11 protein-coding genes and 1 rRNA gene are annotated in these 17570 nt (G+C 69.5%); 8 read left to right on the top strand and 4 right to left on the bottom strand.

Going from position 1 to position 17570, the window contains the following annotated elements; genetic code table 11:
- Positions 1-7: 7 nt before the first annotated feature.
- The 5 genes from BM140_RS08085 (at position 8) to BM140_RS08065 (ending at position 11892) form a co-directional block, all read left to right on the top strand.
- Positions 8-880: an FkbM family methyltransferase gene (locus tag BM140_RS08085; RefSeq protein WP_091943857.1), complete on the top strand. Its 873-nt coding sequence runs from the start codon at positions 8-10 to the stop codon at positions 878-880.
- A 132-nt stretch (positions 881-1012) separates the two neighbouring features.
- Positions 1013-3106 carry a peptidase domain-containing ABC transporter gene (locus BM140_RS08080; protein ID WP_091944469.1) on the top strand — a complete coding sequence of 698 codons (2094 nt, stop codon included), beginning with the start codon at positions 1013-1015 and terminating at the stop codon, positions 3104-3106.
- On the top strand, positions 3103-4530 hold the full coding sequence (locus tag BM140_RS08075) for an HlyD family type I secretion periplasmic adaptor subunit (RefSeq protein ID WP_091943854.1): 1428 nt from the start codon (positions 3103-3105) through the stop codon (positions 4528-4530). The genes BM140_RS08080 and BM140_RS08075 overlap by 4 nt, the downstream gene beginning before the upstream one ends.
- A gap of 383 nt (positions 4531-4913) precedes the next feature.
- Positions 4914-9587, top strand: coding sequence for a beta strand repeat-containing protein (locus BM140_RS08070; protein WP_091943851.1), 4674 nt, complete (start codon positions 4914-4916; stop codon positions 9585-9587).
- A 274-nt stretch (positions 9588-9861) separates the two neighbouring features.
- On the top strand, positions 9862-11892 hold the full coding sequence (locus BM140_RS08065) for an O-linked N-acetylglucosamine transferase, SPINDLY family protein (protein ID WP_091943849.1): 2031 nt from the start codon (positions 9862-9864) through the stop codon (positions 11890-11892).
- 37 nt (positions 11893-11929) lie between these two features.
- On the opposite strand, the gene BM140_RS08060 is transcribed toward BM140_RS08065, so the two are convergent.
- The 3 genes from BM140_RS08060 to BM140_RS08050 form a co-directional block, all read right to left on the bottom strand.
- Entirely contained in the window at positions 11930-12985 is a 1056-nt protein-coding gene (locus BM140_RS08060; protein WP_091943847.1) for an efflux RND transporter periplasmic adaptor subunit, read from the bottom strand.
- The gene (locus tag BM140_RS08055) at positions 12969-14609 is read right to left on the bottom strand and encodes an ATP-binding cassette domain-containing protein (protein ID WP_207549443.1); all 1641 of its coding nucleotides are present in this window, start codon (positions 14607-14609) and stop codon (positions 12969-12971) included. The genes BM140_RS08060 and BM140_RS08055 overlap by 17 nt, the downstream gene beginning before the upstream one ends.
- Positions 14610-15317: 708 nt before the next feature.
- The gene (locus BM140_RS08050; RefSeq protein ID WP_091943844.1) at positions 15318-15572 is read right to left on the bottom strand and encodes a PilZ domain-containing protein; all 255 of its coding nucleotides are present in this window, start codon (positions 15570-15572) and stop codon (positions 15318-15320) included.
- Positions 15573-15790: 218 nt separating this feature from the next.
- Here BM140_RS08050 and BM140_RS08045 point away from each other — a divergent pair, with 218 nt between their 5' ends.
- Together BM140_RS08045 and BM140_RS08040 are read left to right on the top strand one after the other, a co-directional pair.
- Positions 15791-16072 carry a hypothetical protein gene (locus BM140_RS08045; protein WP_091943841.1) on the top strand — a complete coding sequence of 94 codons (282 nt, stop codon included), beginning with the start codon at positions 15791-15793 and terminating at the stop codon, positions 16070-16072.
- A 17-nt stretch (positions 16073-16089) separates the two neighbouring features.
- Positions 16090-16452, top strand: coding sequence for a hypothetical protein (locus BM140_RS08040; RefSeq protein WP_091943839.1), 363 nt, complete (start codon positions 16090-16092; stop codon positions 16450-16452).
- Between the two features lie 15 nt (positions 16453-16467).
- Here the strand turns inward: BM140_RS08040 and BM140_RS08035 are convergent, their stop codons facing one another.
- A complete protein-coding gene (locus BM140_RS08035) occupies positions 16468-16917 on the bottom strand; it encodes a GNAT family N-acetyltransferase (protein ID WP_091944466.1) in 450 nt (149 codons plus the stop codon).
- Positions 16918-17438: 521 nt separating this feature from the next.
- Between BM140_RS08035 and BM140_RS08030 the strand changes: the two genes are divergently transcribed.
- Positions 17439-17570, top strand: a 16S ribosomal RNA gene (locus tag BM140_RS08030); the annotation flags it as partial.

Here is a 17570-nt window from a genome sequence, read left to right as displayed (position 1 = left end):
CCCGCCGATGTCCGCTCCGCTCGATCCCTTCGCTTTCCGCCAGCTCACCGGTCTCGCCCCGCAGGTGAAGATCGTCGATATCGGGGCCAATCCGATCGACGACGAGGCGCCCTATGCCGGCCTGCTCGCCGGGGGCGATGCCGAGGTGGTCGGCTTCGAGCCGAACCCCGACGCGCTCGCGCGCCTGGAGGCCGCCAGGGGCCCGCACGAGACCTACCTGCCGCATGCCGTCGCCGATGGTGGGCGCCATTCCTTGAAGGTGTGCTGGGCGCAGGGCATGACCTCGCTGCTGCAGCCGAACCCGGTGGTGCTCGATTGTTTCCACGGCTTCTCGGCCTGGGGCACCGTGATGGAGACCCGGGAGGTCGAGACCGTGCGCCTCGACGACGTGGCGGCCACGGAGGGCATGGACTACCTCAAGATCGACATCCAGGGCGGCGAGCTGATGGTGTTCCGCAACGGCGTCGAGCGCCTGCGCGACGCCTGCGTGATCCACACGGAGGTGGAGTTCCTGCCCCTCTACGTCGATCAGCCGCTGTTCTCCGACGTGGACCAGTTCCTGCGGGCGCAGGGCTTCGTCTTCCACCGATTCTACCCGATCCGCAGCCGGATGGTCCGCCCGATGATGCTCGACGGCGACATCTACGCCGAGATGAGCCAGGCGGTCTGGGCCGACGCGCTGTTCATCCGCGACTTCACCAAGCCGGAGAGCTACTCGGACCGGCAGCTGCTCGTCACCGCGCGCATCCTGCACGATTGCTACAAGTCCTTCGATGTCTGCGCGCGGCTCCTGCAGGAGCACGACCGCCGCACCGGCGGCAGGCTGCTCGACGCCTACCTCACCGGCCTGCACCGGGCCGCCGCTCGGCAGGCGGCCTGAGGGGTGGGCGCTTAACGTCATGTCCGAGGAAGCGGCCCGAAACCGGCACCGGCCCGACAGGAGCATCGCGTGAACGCGCCGGCCTCCTTCCTGCTCTCGCGCCATCACACCGCGATCCGCTGCCTGTTCGTGATGGCGCTGCACCGGGGCGTGCAGCTCAAGCCCGAAGCCATCGCCGGGATCAGCGAGGAGGATCCGGCCGGCTCGATGCTGCGGGTGCTGGCCGCCTCAGGGCTGGAGGGCAAGCTGCTGCACAAGCGGCGCTGGAAGCACCTCGCCGCCATGGGCGGCGCGTGGCCGGTGATGGCGCTGCAGAAGAGCGGCAGTTGGGTTCTCGTCACCGATTCCGCCGACGGCCCCGAAGGGCCGGGCGTGATGGTGCTCGATCCCCAGACCGAATCGCAGGGCGGCGTCCCCGTCCCGCAGAAGCGCTTCATGGAGGCGTGGTCGGGCACGCTGCTGCTGTGCCGCCCGGCCAGGACGCAGGCGTCCGAGCCCGAGACCTTCGGCCTGAGCTGGTTCGTCCCCGAGATCCTGCGGGAGCGCCGCTACCTGCGCGACGTCGCGGTCGCCGCCGTGATGGCGACGGTGATCGGATTCGCCACGCCGCTCACCTTCCAGGTGCTGATCGACAAGGCGCTCGGCCATCAGAGCTACCGGACGCTGGGCGCGATCATGCTGATCGCCGCGATCCTGATCCTGTTCGACGGCCTGTTCTCCTACGTGCGGCAGTACCTGATGCTGTACGTGACCAACAAGGTCGATGCGCGGCTCGCCACCCGCACCTTCCGGCACATGCTGCACCTGCCGCTGCACTTCTTCGAGGGGCAGAGCGCGGGCGCGCTGACGCGCAACCTCCAGCAGACCGACACGATCCGTCACTTCCTCACGGGCCGGCTGTTCCAGGCGGCGCTCGACGCGGTGACGCTGCCGCTGACGCTGGGGCTGCTGGCCTTCTACAGCGGCAAGCTGACGATCGTCGTGCTGCTGTTCTCCCTGGCGATCGCCGGCGTCATCGGCGTCATCGTGCCGATCTTCCGCCATCACCTGCAGCGGCTCTACCAGGCGGAAGGCTCGCGCCAGTCGCATCTCGTCGAGACGATCCACGGGATGCGCACCGTGAAGTCGCTGGCGCTGGAACCGGCCCGGCTCAAGGAATGGGACACGACGGTCGCCACGGGCGTCGCCCGCCGGGCCGCGGTCGGACGGCTCGCGGCCTTCGCCAACGTGATGACCACGGGGCTGGAGAAGAGCATGCAGCTCTGCGTGCTGGGCCTCGGCGCGCTCGACGTGTTCGACGGCTCGCTCAGCATCGGCGCGCTCATCGCCTTCAACATGGTGGCGGGCCGCGTCACCGGCCCGCTCATCCAGATCGTGGCGCTCGTCAACGAATCGCAGGAGACGCGGCTCGCCGTCGAGATGCTCGGCACGGTGATGACCCACCCGCTGGAGCGCGATCCGGCCCAGTCCGGCATGAAGCCGGAGCTGACCGGCCGCATGGAATTCGAAGAGGTCACCTACCGCTATCCGGGGGCGGCCGCGCCCGCCCTCGACGGCGTGAGCTTTCGGCTCGAACCGGGTCAGGTGATCGGCGTGGTCGGGCGCTCGGGGTCGGGCAAGACCACCGTGACGCGGCTGATCCAGGGCATCCAGACCGCGCAGGGCGGCGCGATCCGCCTCGACGGGATCGACCTGCGCCAGATCGACCTGCCCCATCTGCGCACCCAGATCGGCGTCGTGCTGCAGGAGAATTTCCTGTTCCGCGGCACCATCCGTGAGAACATCGCCGCCGCGCGGCCCGACGCCAGCATCGCCGAGATCGTCGAGTCCGCCCGCATGGCGGGCGCGGCCGAGTTCATCGAGCGGCTGCCCGCCTCCTACGACACGCTGGTGCAGGAGAACGGCGCCAACTTCTCCGGCGGCCAGCGCCAGCGCATCGCCATCGCCCGCGCCCTCGTGCTGCGCCCGCGCCTGCTGATCTTCGACGAGGCGACGAGCGCCCTCGACCCCGAGAGCGAGGCGATCGTGCAGGAGCATCTCGACGAGATCGCGCACGGGCGCACCATGGTCATCGTCTCGCACCGGCTGACCTCGCTGGTCTCCGCCGACAAGATCCTCGTGCTCGATCGCGGCCGGGTGGTCGATTGCGCGCCGCACGCGGAACTCGTCGAACGCTGCGAGGTCTATCAGCGCCTCTGGCACCAGCAGACGAGGCATTTCCAGTGAGGCTGCGCCGCCCGAAGCCGCCGGACGTGCCGAGCCTGCCCCCCGCCCGCCGCGCGCGGCTGTCGGGCGCCGCCGCCTGGACCCGGCGCACCGTCGACGGGGCCGTGCGGGCGCGGGCCGCCTTGCGCGAGGAGCCCCAGGATCTCGACGCCCTCTTCGCCGAACGCCCGCCCGGCGCCATGCGGGGCACCCTCTACGGCGTCGTCGGCCTCGTCGCCGCGCTGACGCTCGCCGCCAGCCTGGTCAAGGTCGACATCATCGTCTCGTCCTCCGGGCGCCTGCTCGCCGACGCGCCGAACGTCGTGCTCCAGCCGCTCCAGCTCTCGATCATCCGCGAGTTGCGGGTGAAGGCCGGCGACACCGTGCGCAAGGGCGACGTGCTGGCCCGCCTCGACCCCACCTTCGCCCAGGCCGACCGCGGTGCGCTGGTGGCGCAGCAGGAGGCGTTGCGGGCCGAACTCGAACGGCTGGAGGCGGAACTGGCCGACCAGCCGCCGCGCTTTACCGGTGAGGGGCCGGACGTGGCGCTCCAGACCAGCCTGTACCGGCAGCGCCGTTCGCAATTCGAGGCGCAGCTGCGCTCGTTCGATGCCGAGATCGCCCGGCTCACGGGGAGCTTCGCGGCGGCGGGCATCAACGCCCGCTCGGCCGAGCTTCAGTTCGACGTCTATTCCGAACTGGAACAGATGTATTCGCAGCTCTACCGGAAGACGGTCGCCTCGCGGGTGCAGTATCTCGGCGCCTCGGTGAGCCGCCTCAAGGCCGAGCGCGACCGCCAGGAGGAGAGCAACCGCCGCAACGAGCTGGAGAATCAGCTCGCGGCCAAGCGGGCCGAGCGGCAGGTCTTCGCGGATCGCTGGCGCAGCGAGCTGATGGAGGCCCTGGTCAAGGCACGCAAGGAGGCGAAGGGCGTCGCCGAGAGCCTCGTGAAGGCCAACCGGATGAACGACCTCGTGGTGCTCACCGCCCCCGAGGACGGCGTGGTGCTCGATCTCGCCCGGCGCTCGGTCGGCTCCGTGGTGCAGCCGGCCGAACCGGTGCTGACGCTGCTGCCCCTCGATGCTCCGCTCTTCGCCGAGGTGATGATCGGCGCGGGCGACGCCGGCTACGCCAAGCCCGGCGACGAGGTGATGGTGAAGCTCGACGCCTTCCCCTACCAGCGCCACGGCACCCTGTCGGGCCGCCTGCGCTCGGTGCGGATGGAGACGGCGCAGGCGCCGGGCGCCGGCCCGAACGCCTCGGTCCTGACCCATCGCGGGCAGGTCGAGCTCACCGGCGACCATCTGCGCGCGCTGCCCGAGGGCACGCGGCCGATCCCCGGCATGAGCGTGACGGCCGAAATCAAGGTCGGCACCCGGAGCGTCATCTCCTACTTCATCTATCCGCTGATCCGCGGCTTCGACGAGAGCATTCGCGAGCCGTGAGCCGTGCTTGGCCGGCCAAAGGGTCGCTCTCGACTGACATCGTTATCCAGCGATTCATCAATCCCGCGAGCGGACCCGACAAAGGCTGTAAACGCCCGGTTTGGGCGGAGGACTTAAACAGGCTTTAACACGTCGCCGCGCATATCGGACCAAAGGGCGTCCAATGCGCCGAAAAGGCCGGACGCGGGGCTCAAGGGCTTCGGGACGACGCGAGCAGGCACCGCAAGGGGCCGTCGCCTCCCGAGCGAGCGATCCCCGCCCGGGCCGGATCGCCGCCTTCGAGACTGCTCCCCAGGATCAGAACCGCTCCGCCTCGACCCGACCGAGGCGACGGATTTCGGCCGCCCGCCGGCGGCAGCGTTTATCGGGTGTTGGAGCGGACCGTGGCCTCGATCATTTCCGATCTCACCACCACCCAGGTCATGGGGCTCTCGACGACGACGATCGCCGGGCTCACCACCACGGACATGGCCGCCTTCGCCGCGACCCAGATCGAGGTGCTGACCTCGACCCAGCTCGGCGTGCTGACCACCACCAACCTCCAGACGATCAACACCACGCAGCTGGCGGGCCTGACCAGCGTCCAGCTCGACGCGCTGTCGAGCACCCAGCTCCAGGCGGTCACGACCACCCAGATCGGCAACCTGACCACGACGCAGCTCTCCGCCCTGCAGTCGAACGACATCGGTACGCTCACCACGACGCAGCTCGGCCGGTTCTCGACCACGCAGCTCGGCGGCCTTTCCTCGACGCAGATCACGGGCCTGACCACCACCGCGGTCACCGCGCTCACCACGACGCAGCTCACCGGCCTCACCGCCGCTCAGCTCGACGCCCTGACCTCGGTCCAGCTCGGCGCGCTCTCGACGACGCAGCTGGCGAGCTTCAACACCACCCAGTTCCTCGGCCTGACCTCGACGGACATCGACAGCCTGACCTCGACCCAGATCGCGGGCTTGTCCACTACCCAGATCGGCGCCCTGACGCTCAATCAGCTCGGCGGCCTGTCCTCCACCGATGTCGGCGCGATCACCACCACGCAGATCGGCAGCTTCAAGGCGACGCAGCTCGACGCCTTGAGCGCGACGCAGCTCGGCGGCCTCACCACCACCCAGCTCGGCACGCTGACCACGACCCAGTTCGGCGGCCTGTCCTCGACCGACCTGAAGACGCTGACGACGACCCAGCTCGGCGGCCTGACCACGACCCAGCTCGGCGCCGTTACGGCGACGCAGCTCGGCGGCCTGACCTCGACCCAGCTCGCGGCGCTCTCGACCACCCAGCTCAACGGCCTGACCACCACCGGGATCGGCGCGCTCGCCTCGTCCCAGCTCGGCGGCCTCACCACCACCACCATCGGCGGGCTGAGCACCACCGTGCTCGGCGGCATCAAGACGAGCCAGCTCGCCGGCCTGAGCACGACCCAGATCGGCGGGTTCACCACCACCCAGCTGTCGAACCTCACCGCGACCCAGCTCGGCGGGTTCAAGACGACCCAGGTCGGCGCGCTCTCGACGACCCAGCTCAACGGCCTGACCACGACCCAGTTCGGGGGCCTCACCACCAGCTCGCTCGGCGGCCTCTCCTCGACCCAGATCGCGGCGCTGACCACCACGGCGCTGACCGGCTTCAAGGCGACGCAGCTCGACGCCCTGACCGCGACCCAGCTCGGCGGGCTGACGACGACGCAGCTCGGCGGCCTCACCACCACCCAGGTCGGCGGCCTGACCTCGACCGACCTGAAGGGCCTGACCACGACGCAGGTCGGCGGTCTCACCACGACCCAGCTCGGTGCGCTGACGATCACCCAGGTCGGCGGCCTGACCTCGACCCAGCTCGGCGCGCTGACGACGACGCAGCTCGGCGGCCTGACCACGACGCAGCTCGGCTCGCTCGCCACGGCGCAGCTCGGCGGCCTTTCCACCACCGATCTCGCCGCCTTGTCGACCACCCAGGTCAACGGCTTCAAGACCACGCAGATCGGCGGTCTCACGACGACGCAGCTCGGCGGTCTCACGACGACGCAGCTGTCGAATCTCGGCACGGTCCAGCTCGGCGGGTTCAAGTCGAGCCAGCTCGGTGCGCTCTCGACGACGCAGCTCAACGGCCTGACCACCACCTCGCTCGGCGCGCTCTCGAACACGCAGGTCGGCGGCCTGACCTCGACCCAGGTCGCGGGCCTGACCACCACGGCGCTGACCGGGTTCAAGGCGACGCAGCTCGACGCCCTGACCTCGACCCAGCTCGGCGGCCTGACCACGACGCAGCTCGGCTCGCTCACGACCACCCAGGTCAAGGGCTTCACCTCGACCGACTTGAAGGCCCTGACCACCACCCAGGTCGGCGGCCTCACCACCACCCAGCTCGCCGCCGTCACGGTGACGCAGCTCGGCGGCCTGACCTCGACCCAGCTCGCGGCGCTCTCGACGACGCAGCTCAACGGCCTGACCACCACCGGGCTCGGCGCGCTCTCGACGGCGCAGCTCGGCGGCCTCACCACCACGACCCTCGGCGGGCTGAGCACCACCGTGCTCGGCGGCCTCAAGACGAGCCAGCTCGGCGGGTTGACCACCACCCAGGTCGGCGGTCTGACCACCACCCAGCTGTCGAATCTCACCACGACCCAGCTCGGCGGGTTCAAGACGTCGCAACTCGGCGCGCTCTCGACCACCCAGCTCAACGGCCTGACCACAACGCAGGTCGGCGGCCTCACCACCAGCGCGCTCGGCGGCCTGACCTCGACCCAGGTCGCGGGCCTGACCACCACGGCGCTGACCGGCTTCAAGGCGACGCAGCTCGACGCCCTGACCTCGACCCAGCTCGGCGGCCTGACCACGACGCAGCTCGGCGGCCTCACGACCACTCAGGTCGGCGGCCTGTCCTCGACGGATCTGAAGGGCCTGACCACGACGCAGGTCGGCGGTCTCACCACCACCCAGCTCGGTGCGCTGACGGTCACCCAGGTCGGCGGCCTGACCTCGACCCAGCTCGGCGCGCTGACGACGACGCAGCTCGGCGGCCTCACCACGACGCAGCTCGGCGCGCTCGGGACGGCGCAGCTCGGCGGCCTCTCGACCACCGATCTCGCTGCCTTCTCGACCACCCAGTTCGGCGGCCTGAAGACGACGCAGCTCGGCGCCCTGACCACGACCCAGCTCGGCGGCCTCACCACGACCCAGCTCGGGACCCTCACGACCACCCAGCTCGCCGGCTTGAAGACCGCACAGATCGGTGCGCTCTCGACGACGCAGCTCAACGGCCTGACCACGACCGCGCTCGGCGCGCTCTCGACCGCGCAGGTCGGCGGCCTGACCTCGACCCAGGTCGCGGGGCTCTCCACCACCTCGCTCGACGGCTTCAAGGCGACGCAGCTCGACGCCCTGACCTCGACCCAGCTCGGCGGCCTGACCACGACGCAGCTCGGCTCGCTCACGACCACCCAGGTCAAGGGCTTCACCTCGACCGACCTGAAGGCCCTGTCCACGACGCAGATCGGCGGCCTGACCTCGACGCAGGTCGGCGGTCTGACCTCGACCCAGCTCGCGGGCCTCACCTCCGCGCAGGTCGGCGCGCTGACGACGACCCAGCTCGGCGGTCTCACCTCGGGCCAGATCGGCGCGCTCTCGACCGCGCAGGTCGGCGGGCTCTCCACCACCGATCTCGGCGCGCTGACCACGACCCAGCTTGGCGGCCTCAAGTCGGCCCAGCTCGCCGCGCTCTCCACGACGCAGGCCGGGGCGATCACCTCGACCGGGCTCGGCGCGCTGACCTCGACGCAGCTCGTGGGCCTGACCTCGAGCCAGCTCGGCGCGCTCTCGACCACCCAGGTCGGCGGTCTGACCTCGGCTCAGCTCGGCGGCCTCAACACGACCCAGCTCAAGGGGCTGACGACGACCCAGCTCGGCGGTCTCACCACCACCCAGGTCGGCGGCCTCAAGGCCACGCAGTTCGGCGGCCTGACCACGACCCAGCTCGGCGGCCTGACCACCACCGAAGTCGCCGCGCTGACCACCTCCCAGCTCGTGGGCTTCTCCGGCAGCCAGCTCGACGCGCTGACCTCGACCCAGCTCAAGTCGCTCACCACCACCCAGCTCGGCGCGATCAGCACGACGCAGATGAAGAGCCTGTCCTCGACAGATTTCGGCGACCTGACGACGACCCAGGTCGGCGGCCTGACGGCGACCCAGATCAAGTACCTCTCCACGACGCAGGTCGCCGGCCTCACCTCGACCGGGATCGGCACGCTCACCACGACGCAGCTCGGCGGCCTGTACGGCACCCAGCTCGACGCGCTGACGACGACCCAGCTCGGCGGCCTGACCACGACCCAGCTCGCGGCGCTGACGACGACCCAGGTCAAGGGCTTCTCCTCGACGGATCTCGGGGCGCTGACCACGACCCAGGTGCGCGGCCTGACCACGACCCAGCTCGGGAGCCTCTCCTCGAGCCAGGTGAAGGGCCTGACCACCACCGAGGTCGCGGCGCTGACCACGACTCAGATCGTCGGCTTCAAGTCGTCCCAGCTCGACGCGCTGACCACCACGCAGCTCGGCGGCCTGACGACGACCCAGCTCGGGGCGCTGACCACGACCCAGATCGTCGGCTTCTCCTCCACCGACATCGCCGACCTGACCTCGACCCAGATCGGCGGCCTGACCTCGACGCTGCTCGGGGCGCTGACCACCACCCAGGTGAAGGGGCTGGCCTCCACCGACATCGCCGCGCTGTCGACGACCCAGGTCGGGGGCCTGACCTCGACCGAGATGGCTGCGCTGACGACCACCCAGATCGGCGGCCTGACCTCGACCCAGGTCGGCGCGCTCACCACCACCCAAGTCAAGGGCCTCGGCTCCACCGCGATCGCGGCCCTGACGACGACGCAGATCGACGGCCTCTCGACCACGGTGATCGGTGGCCTGAGCAAGACCCAGATCGCGGGCCTCAACACGACCGACATCGCCTCGCTGACGACGACGCAGGGCGGCGCCTTCACCAAGACGCAGATCGCCGGCATGACGAACTCGCAGGTGAACGCCCTCGTGACCCTGATGGGCTGACGCACAGGCGGCCCTCCCGGCGCTCCGGCGCCGGGGCCGAAGCGACCGCGAAGCCGCCGGTCGCGATCCGAGAGGGTCGCGGTCGGCGGTTTTGCCATGGGGGCTTTTGGGTCGGGCCGCTCGAAACCTGTTCAGTACCGGTCGAAACCGCCCATTAACCAAAACCTGACCTGATGGGCCGGGGCCCTCGACAGACCTCGCGGAACGTCCCGCTGGAACGGACGCGCGGGAACGGGCGGAGGCCTCGGCGAACATCGCGGCAGCGGGCACGATCATGGCGGCAGGACGGGCGGACACTCTCGAGGCAGCCGAACTGCAAGAGCGGGAACTGGCGCGCATCCGGGCCGGGCAGCTCGACCTCGCCGGCCTCGTCCACGCCACCGAGACGCTGAAGCAGGCCGGCCGGCCCGAGCTGACGATCGAACTCTACAAGAGCTGGATCGCGCTGAACCCCGACCATCCGCTGCTCTATGCGGCGATGTTCAACTACGGCATGGCCCTGTCCGACCAGAAGGACGTGACCGGTGCCGTCAACGTCCTGCGCGAGACCGCCCGGCTCAAGCCCGACTTCTACGCCGCCCAGATCAATCTCGGCAGCGCCCTGGAGCGGCTCGGCCAGGTCGGCGCCGCGGTGAGCGCCTGGAACGGCGTGGCGACCGCCTTGCCCGCGCTGAACGGCGAGAACCTGAACTTCAAGACCATCGCGCTCAAGCAGATCGGCCGGGTGCTGGAGACCTCCAACAGCGACGCGCTCGCCGAGGACACCCTGCGCCAGTCGCTGGAGCTGAACCCGCACCAGCCCGACGTGGTCCAGCACTGGATCGCGCTCCGCCAGCGCCAGTGCAAGTGGCCCTTGATGGCCGATGTCGGGACGATGAAGCATGCCGACCTCGTGGCCGGCATCTCGCCGCTCTCGGCCGCCTGCTACACCGACGACCCGGTCTTCCTGCTGGCCAATTCCCACCGCTACTGCCGCACCTCGATCGGGCTCACCGTCGATCCGGCCGAGGCGCTGCCGCCGCTCGATCCGCGCAACCGCCGCCCCGGCCCGTTGCGGATCGGCTACGTCTCGTCCGATTTCCGCGAGCACGCGGTCGGCTTCTCGATGACCGAGGTGGTGGAGCAGCACGACCGCACGGTCTGCGAGGTGTTCGGCTATTATTGCGGCGTGCCGGCCTCGGACGCGACCCATCAGCGGACCAAGGCCGGGGTCGATCACTGGCATGACCTGACCGGCGTGAGCGACATCGAGGCCGCCCGGCTGATCCGCTCCCACGAGATCGACATCCTGGTCGATCTCAACGGCTACACCAAGGATGCCCGCACCCGCGTCTTCGCCCTGCGGCCCGCACCGGTCTCGGTGAACTGGTTCGGCTTCCCCGGCACCATGGCCTCGCCGTTCCACCACTACCTCATCGCCGACGACACGATCCTTCCGCGCGAGCTGGAATACACCGTCTCCGAATCGGTGCTGCGGCTGCCCTGCTACCAGCCGAACGACCGCCGCCGCACGGTGGCGGCCGAGCGCCCGAGCCGGACCGATCTCGGCCTGCCCGAGGACGGCTTCGTGTTCTGCTCGCTCAACGGCATGCAGAAGATCACCGAGCGCGTCTTCGCGCGCTGGATGGAGATCCTGTCGCAGGTCCCCGGCAGCGTGCTCTGGCTGCTCACCGGCACCGACGAGACCAACGACCGCCTCCGTCAGGCGGCCTCCGCCCGCGGCGTCGCGCCGGAGCGGCTGGTCTTCGCCGACAAGCGGGCCAACCCGCACCACCTCGCCCGCTATCCGCTGGCGGACCTCTTCCTCGACACCTTCCCCTACGGCTCGCACACCACCGCCGCCGACGCCCTCTGGATGGGCGTGCCGGTGCTGACGCTGCTGGGCCGCAGCTTCGCCGCCCGGGTCTGCGCCAGCCTCGTGCGGGCGGCGGGCATCGGCGAGATGGTCTGCCATACCGGCGAGGATTACGTGGCCCGCGCCGTCGCCTACGGCCGCGATCCGTCCACCTTACGCCCGACGCGCGAGCGGCTGCTTGCGGGCCGCGACAGCTGCCTCCTGTTCGACACCCCGCTGCTGGTCCGCCGCCTCGAAGGGCTCTACGGCGAGATGGCGCAGGCGGCGGCGGGCGACGTGCTGCCGGTGCCGCGCCTGCGCGGGCTCGATCTCGTCCATGAATTCGGCACCGGCCTCGACCTGCCGGACAGCGAGATCCTGAGCGACGAGGCCTACCGCGCCCAGTACGACCGCCACCTGCGGGCGACGGCGGCGACCTATGGCGGGGACGCGCTCGCCGGCCTGCGGTGAGGGGAGGGGGCGGCGCCCGAACGGTTGGCGGGCTCGATCAGGTCGTTCCGGGCCGGCTCGGGGGGATCGGTCCGTGCTCGTTCTGTCGAGAGCGGCCGAACTCGGGTGGGAAGTTGTTGAGCTTGCGCCAGAGTTCGTAGCCGATCGTAACCGTCTCCATCTGGACCCAGCCCCGCACCTTGGCGCCGAGGGGAATGAAGGCCGAGGTGGGCCACTCGGGTCGTCCGGGAACCGGCTCGACCAGCACCCGGAACAGGCCGTTCGGTTGGGCGGATGGATCGACCGACCGCACCTGCCCGTCGAACATGCCGTGCGCGACCGAGGGCCAGCCGCTGAACTGGATCGCCGGCCAGCCTTCGAAGGCGAGACGGACCGGGTAGCCGTGTCGGATCAGCGCCACATCGAGGCCGCTGACCATCAACTCGACCACGCGGTCGGGCGCATGCGGAGCCAGCGTCGCGAGGGGTTCGCCGGGATTGACCAGCGTGGACCCGGTCGCGGCATTGATGTGCAGGATCCGTCCGTCGCGCGGGGCGCGGACGAGCTGCGCCGACTGGCGGTTCATCGACACTTCGAGGCGGGCGAGCTTCGCCTTCGCCTCGGCCAGCCGCGCACGGCGCTCGGCCACGCGGATCTGCGCCGCCTCGAAATTGCGGCGCGTCACATAACCCTTCTCGACCGCCCCCTTGATCTGGTCGACCTCGCCTTCGGCGACCCGAACCGCTTTCTGAGCCGCCGTGATCTCCGCCTCGACCTGCTCGCGCTCGGCCTCGAGCCGCTTCAGCAGAAGCGGATCGTTATCGACGAGTTGGACGATCTCGTCGCCTTCGCGCACCTCCTGCCCGTCCTCGACGTACCACCGCTCCACGCGGCCCTGAACGAGCGCCGTGATCGCCTGCACGCGGTCGGCCGGGTTCGGTGCGATCACCCGGCCCGCTCCGGCCGCCGTCTGGACCCACGGCACGGTGAGCAGCAGGGCCAGGGTGAGGCCGATGCCGATCCCCAGCATCCAGCTCAGCACGATGGCTGCGCGCGGCGGGTTGATCGCCCCCAAGGTGGGAAAATGGCGCAGATGCTCAGGCCGCGAGAGCATGGTTCGTCCCCTCCTTCTTCATCCGGTCCATGAGGCTCTCGATGTCCGCGAAGCGGATCTGTTCGTCGGGGCAGACCAGCAGGTAGCCGTCACAGGCCAGGGCCTCGGGTCTGCGGGTGAAGTGCAGCACCGTCGTTCCGCTCTGCCGGAGCTTCTCCAGCGCGGCCCTCAGCCGGTCCGGAGGAACAAGGTCGTAGAGCGCCGACAGCATCAGAAGCTTCGGCGGTCGGATCAGGACGGCCGCGAGCTTGAGGGCGAGCATCTCACCGGTCGACAGGGGCAGGCCCGAAGGCGCCAGCGGCGTATCGAGCTTGTGCGGCAGGCGCGCGATGCGCTCCGACAGGCCGAGCACCTCCAGGCTGTCGAGGGGCGCCGATCCGGCCGCGTCGTCCGCGAGGGAAAGATGTTCCCGGATCGTCGTCCCGGCGATCGACAGGCGATCCAGAACCTGCACCTCCGATCGCAGACGATGCATGGCGTAGGCGCCCAGATCGGCCCCGCCGATGGTGACGATCCCGTGCTGCGGGCGTGCCGAGCCTTCCAGAAGGGCCGCGAACGCCTGCTCGGCTTCGACGCTGGCGAGCACCGCGAGATGTGCGCCGCTCGCCACGGAGAAGTCGAAGCGGTACGGCCCGGCCTCGACATCCCTGAGGCGCAAAGCCCCGCTGACGGGTCCGCCGACCGATCGCCCGGGGTCGTCGCTCTCCTGCTCGATCTCGTAGAACAGCGACAGCTCGTGCACGGAGGCGACGAGTTCGTAGTACGTCTTCAAGTACCGGCCGAATTGCGAGATTCCATAGAACACGCCCGACAGGACGAGTTCGGCCGCAACGAGCTGCCCGATCGACAGCTGGTTCTGCAGGATCAGCCATCCCCCCAGCGCCAGCAGGCCGGCACTGGCCAGGGCGTAGAGCAGGAGGAAGCCGAGCGTCTGCGCGAAGGTGTGGCGGAAGTGCCGCCGGTGCGCCCGAACGTAGGCCGAGGTCATCGCCTCGGACCGCTTCATCACGAAATCCAGCTGGCGGCTGTTGTTGTAGAGCCCCTTGGCGTCGCCGACGCCTTCGAGCCAGCGGGCCGTCTCGTGCTTGGCATGGCTGACATCGACGGCGGACCGCACCGCCGGCCCGGCCCAGAGCGACCAGATCAGGAACAGCAGGACGATCAGCACGCCGTTGAAGGCGAGGAAGAACGGGTGGTAGAAACTCGTCAGCACGAGACCGATGACGGATTGCAGGATGATCGCGAAGCCGCCGGTCAAGAGCGACGGGACGGCCTTCTGCACCGTGACGACATCGAAGAAGCGGTTGAACAGATCGTCGCGTCGAGCCTCGTCGGAACGGAGATCCCGGGCATGGACGGCCCGCAGGGTGATCTCGGCGACGATGCGTGCGAAAGCGCGGCGCTCGAACAAGGCCATCACGTAGACGCGGGCGGCGCTCAGGCCGGCCGCGATGACCAGTAGCAGAAGCAGCAAGCCGGATAGAACGAACAGCGGTTTGGGGAGCGCCGTGTTCGTGACGGAATTGATGAGAAGCTGGACGGAAACCGGCGTGGCGAGGCCGAACAGGGCGATGGCCACGCCGTAGATGATCGCGATCCAGACGAAGCCCGCCTCCGGCTTCAAGATCCGGACAACGAGTTTCCAGGCTTTCGAAGCCGAAAAATCACGGTGATCGGCGGCGCCCATCGTCAGATCCGCCTCCCGGTCGGCAGGCTCGTGCGACGGGCATTCGGTGCGAGCGAAGGACGCCGTGTCGCCTCATCGCGTCCGATGTCGGCGACCCGCCCCGTCTCGACGGCGAACCCTGCCCGGATCGAGCCGGATCGGCCGTTCAGCCCTCCGTCCGTCTCGGTGGCTTCCCGTCTCGGTCGGTGAGCTCGTGCGACGAACTCGACCGCCCGACGGTCGAGACGACGAATGGATTGACGGCGTGGTTCGGCCATCGGCGCTCCCTGGTCGCTGAAAGAATAAATCCGGACGCCAGGAGATGTGGGACGCGCCGCCCGAACACAAAGTGCCGACCCGCACGCGCTGGGATGGAATAAATTTGATTATCGTCGTCGATATCTGGCTTAATACAAAATTACGTAGAAATTAGGCAGTATTGTCCCCGGCGCCGGCAAGGCGAGGATGCGTTCACGTCCTGCGCCTCGGATCGGCCGCTGCGAAGCCATGGCGGCGGGCCTGCGCGGCGACGGTGCAGATGGCAGGTCGGATCCCTTCGACGCGATCCGCATCGAGAGACGCGGCGCCGGCGCGCGATGAAGAGCATCCGGAAACGCCCCCTCCCGGTACATCGGCTCGTCCCGAAAAGCCGGTCGCGCTCTCGCCTCAGCCCTCGAAGCGCGCGCCGACGGTCTCGTCGTCGCGCCAGACCACGCGGCAGACCGCGGCCTCCGGCAGGCACGAAGCGCTGAGCAGGAACACCTCCGGGATCGCGGACGCATCCGGCAGGGTGATGCGCACGCCGCTCGCCGAGATGTCGTGGACGAGGCAGCCAATGGTGGTGTGCTCGTCGAGCGCCACGGTGCCGCCTTCGCCGACCCGATGGCGCGGGTCGATCCGCCGCTCTACGCCTATCAGCATGGTCCGCTCGATCCATTATCCAGAATCCAAGGCTGGCAGCATCGATTGAACGGCGGACTGACGGCTTCGCTCGAATTGCACGCATCTCCTGCCTTTCGCCGGTAAGGATCGCGACATCGTGCGGAAACTGGGCCGGGACGAGCGGGATTGTTCAGGGACGATGCGCGTGCCGCCGCCTCCGCGCCGGCCCCATCCCTGCACACGCCAAGGATAGACCGATGCGTCTCCCGGTTCTCACCGCCGCCGTCCTGACCGCCCTGGGCGCGGCCGGCGCCCAGGCTCAGCCCTTCGACGGCCCGCCCGGACGCTTCCCGCCCGGCACGATCATCCAGCGCCAGCAGAACGTCACCGGCAACGGCGTCGACTACGTCATCGCCCCCGGGCCCACCGGCGCCGACACCATCACGACCAACTCGGCGGCGGGCGGCAATGCCGGCCAGCCCGAGCGGGCGATCCCGCAGGGCAGCGGCGGTGGAGGAACCGGCGGCAGCGCCCGCTGATCGCCGAGGCTCCGCCGATGGCGTTCCGCTCCGAGACTCCGCCGCCCCCGGCCGACCGGGCCCCCGAGGCGCCTCCCGCCTCGGCGCACCCCACCGTGGCGCAGTTGAAGGCGCAGATCGACGCGGGCGTCACCGGCGACAAGGTCGCGGCCCACGATCCCGGCCTGTCGCCGCTCGGCACCGACGACGAGGCCGCGGGCCGTCCGCCGGAGCCGGCCCGCATCGCCGAGGCGCGCCGGCAGGAAGCGCATCCGCGCCGCCTGCGCGCCGCCCTGATGGCGACGGGTCAGGGGCCCAACCGATGGGTGATGCCGCTCTATGCCGGGATCGTGCTCGGCGCCGCTGCCCTGATCGGCCTCGGATGGTGGCTGGTGCCATGACCGGCCCACCCTGATTCACCCTTTCTTGCGCAGCGGCCGGACGAACCCGCCGGGCCCATCCACGAAGCCGGTGGCCCGGCAAAAATCGGCGAGCTCCGCCCTCTCCGGCCCGGCCAGAAGCTGAAGGCTGTCGCAGCCGGCCAGCCGCGCGGCCTGCGCGGCAGATTTCAGGAGTTGCCGCCCGATGCCGCGGCGGCGGTCGTCGGGGGCGACCAAGAGGGTGGTGATCTGCGCGACCGGAGCCGCATCGAGAAGCGCCGGATACCAGTGCAGCACGACGATCCCGCTCGGCGGCCCCCATTCGAGGGCGATGAGCGCCGTTCCGGCGCTGTGCCGGAGCCGATCCAGACGCCCGGACAGATCCGTTCCGGTCACCGGCCGACCGGCTGCCGCCAGCATCTCGGCGAGCCCGGGAGCATCGGCGGCCGTCAGGCTGCGAATCTCAAGGCCGTAGCGGCGCCCCACCCCCATCTCCTCTCATCGCTCCGGCCCAAGGCCGGCACGGCGGCGATCCGGCTCCTGAAGCCTTCCGCCTCCGACCTCAACCCGGAGAGCCCGAGCCGGGATCGCTCGGCCGGTCGGCTATGGGGGCCTGTGCGGCGATCGTGAGCCTCGGAAAACAGGCTGTTGACACCCCGATCCGCCCCCCCTATACGACGGCTCCCGACGCGGCGCCGAGACAAACCGGCCCGCCCGGAAAGACTAAAGAAGACAACGGCAAGACGCGGACGGCACAGACCAAAGCTAATTGCCACTTGACTTCAATATCGGCACTCGGTTAAACGGGTGCAGCTCTTTGACAAGTAGATATCGAGAAAGAGAAACGCGGACGGCTTGTTCAAGTCCTTGCGGGTTCGGCTGAGAGGCTGGGCCGTTAAGAGATGAAGCTGGACCGACGTTTCGGAGCTCACCGGGCCTTGGTGGAAACGCCTTGGCTACGGATGTGAGCACTCCGTTTATGTTGTGATCAGCTGAGATCAACTCTTCAACTTGAGAGTTTGATCCTGGCTCAGAGCGAACGCTGGCGGCAGGCTTAACACATGCAAGTCGAGCGGGCCCTTCGGGGTCAGCGGCAGACGGGTGAGTAACACGTGGGAACGTGCCCTTCGGTTCGGAAT

Origin of the sequence: Methylorubrum salsuginis, assembly GCF_900114375.1 — a bacterium.
GTDB classification, from domain to species: Bacteria; Pseudomonadota; Alphaproteobacteria; order Rhizobiales; family Beijerinckiaceae; genus Methylobacterium; species Methylobacterium salsuginis.
The sequence above is the reverse complement of the archived record's forward strand: the minus strand, read 5'-3'. Positions and strand labels throughout refer to the sequence as shown.

Excerpts from the sequence above, each read along its gene's own strand:
- BM140_RS08085 (WP_091943857.1), top strand. The coding sequence starts at position 8 with ATGTCCGCTCCGCTCGATCCCTTCGCTTTCCGCCAGCTCACCGGTCTC.
- BM140_RS08080 (WP_091944469.1), top strand. The coding sequence starts at position 1,013 with ATGGCGCTGCACCGGGGCGTGCAGCTCAAGCCCGAAGCCATCGCCGGG.
- BM140_RS08065 (WP_091943849.1), top strand. The coding sequence starts at position 9,862 with ATGGCGGCAGGACGGGCGGACACTCTCGAGGCAGCCGAACTGCAAGAG.
- BM140_RS08060 (WP_091943847.1), bottom strand. The coding sequence starts at position 12,985 with ATGCTCTCGCGGCCTGAGCATCTGCGCCATTTTCCCACCTTGGGGGCG.
- BM140_RS08050 (WP_091943844.1), bottom strand. The coding sequence starts at position 15,572 with ATGCTGATAGGCGTAGAGCGGCGGATCGACCCGCGCCATCGGGTCGGC.
- BM140_RS08045 (WP_091943841.1), top strand. The coding sequence starts at position 15,791 with ATGCGTCTCCCGGTTCTCACCGCCGCCGTCCTGACCGCCCTGGGCGCG.
- BM140_RS08040 (WP_091943839.1), top strand. The coding sequence starts at position 16,090 with ATGGCGTTCCGCTCCGAGACTCCGCCGCCCCCGGCCGACCGGGCCCCC.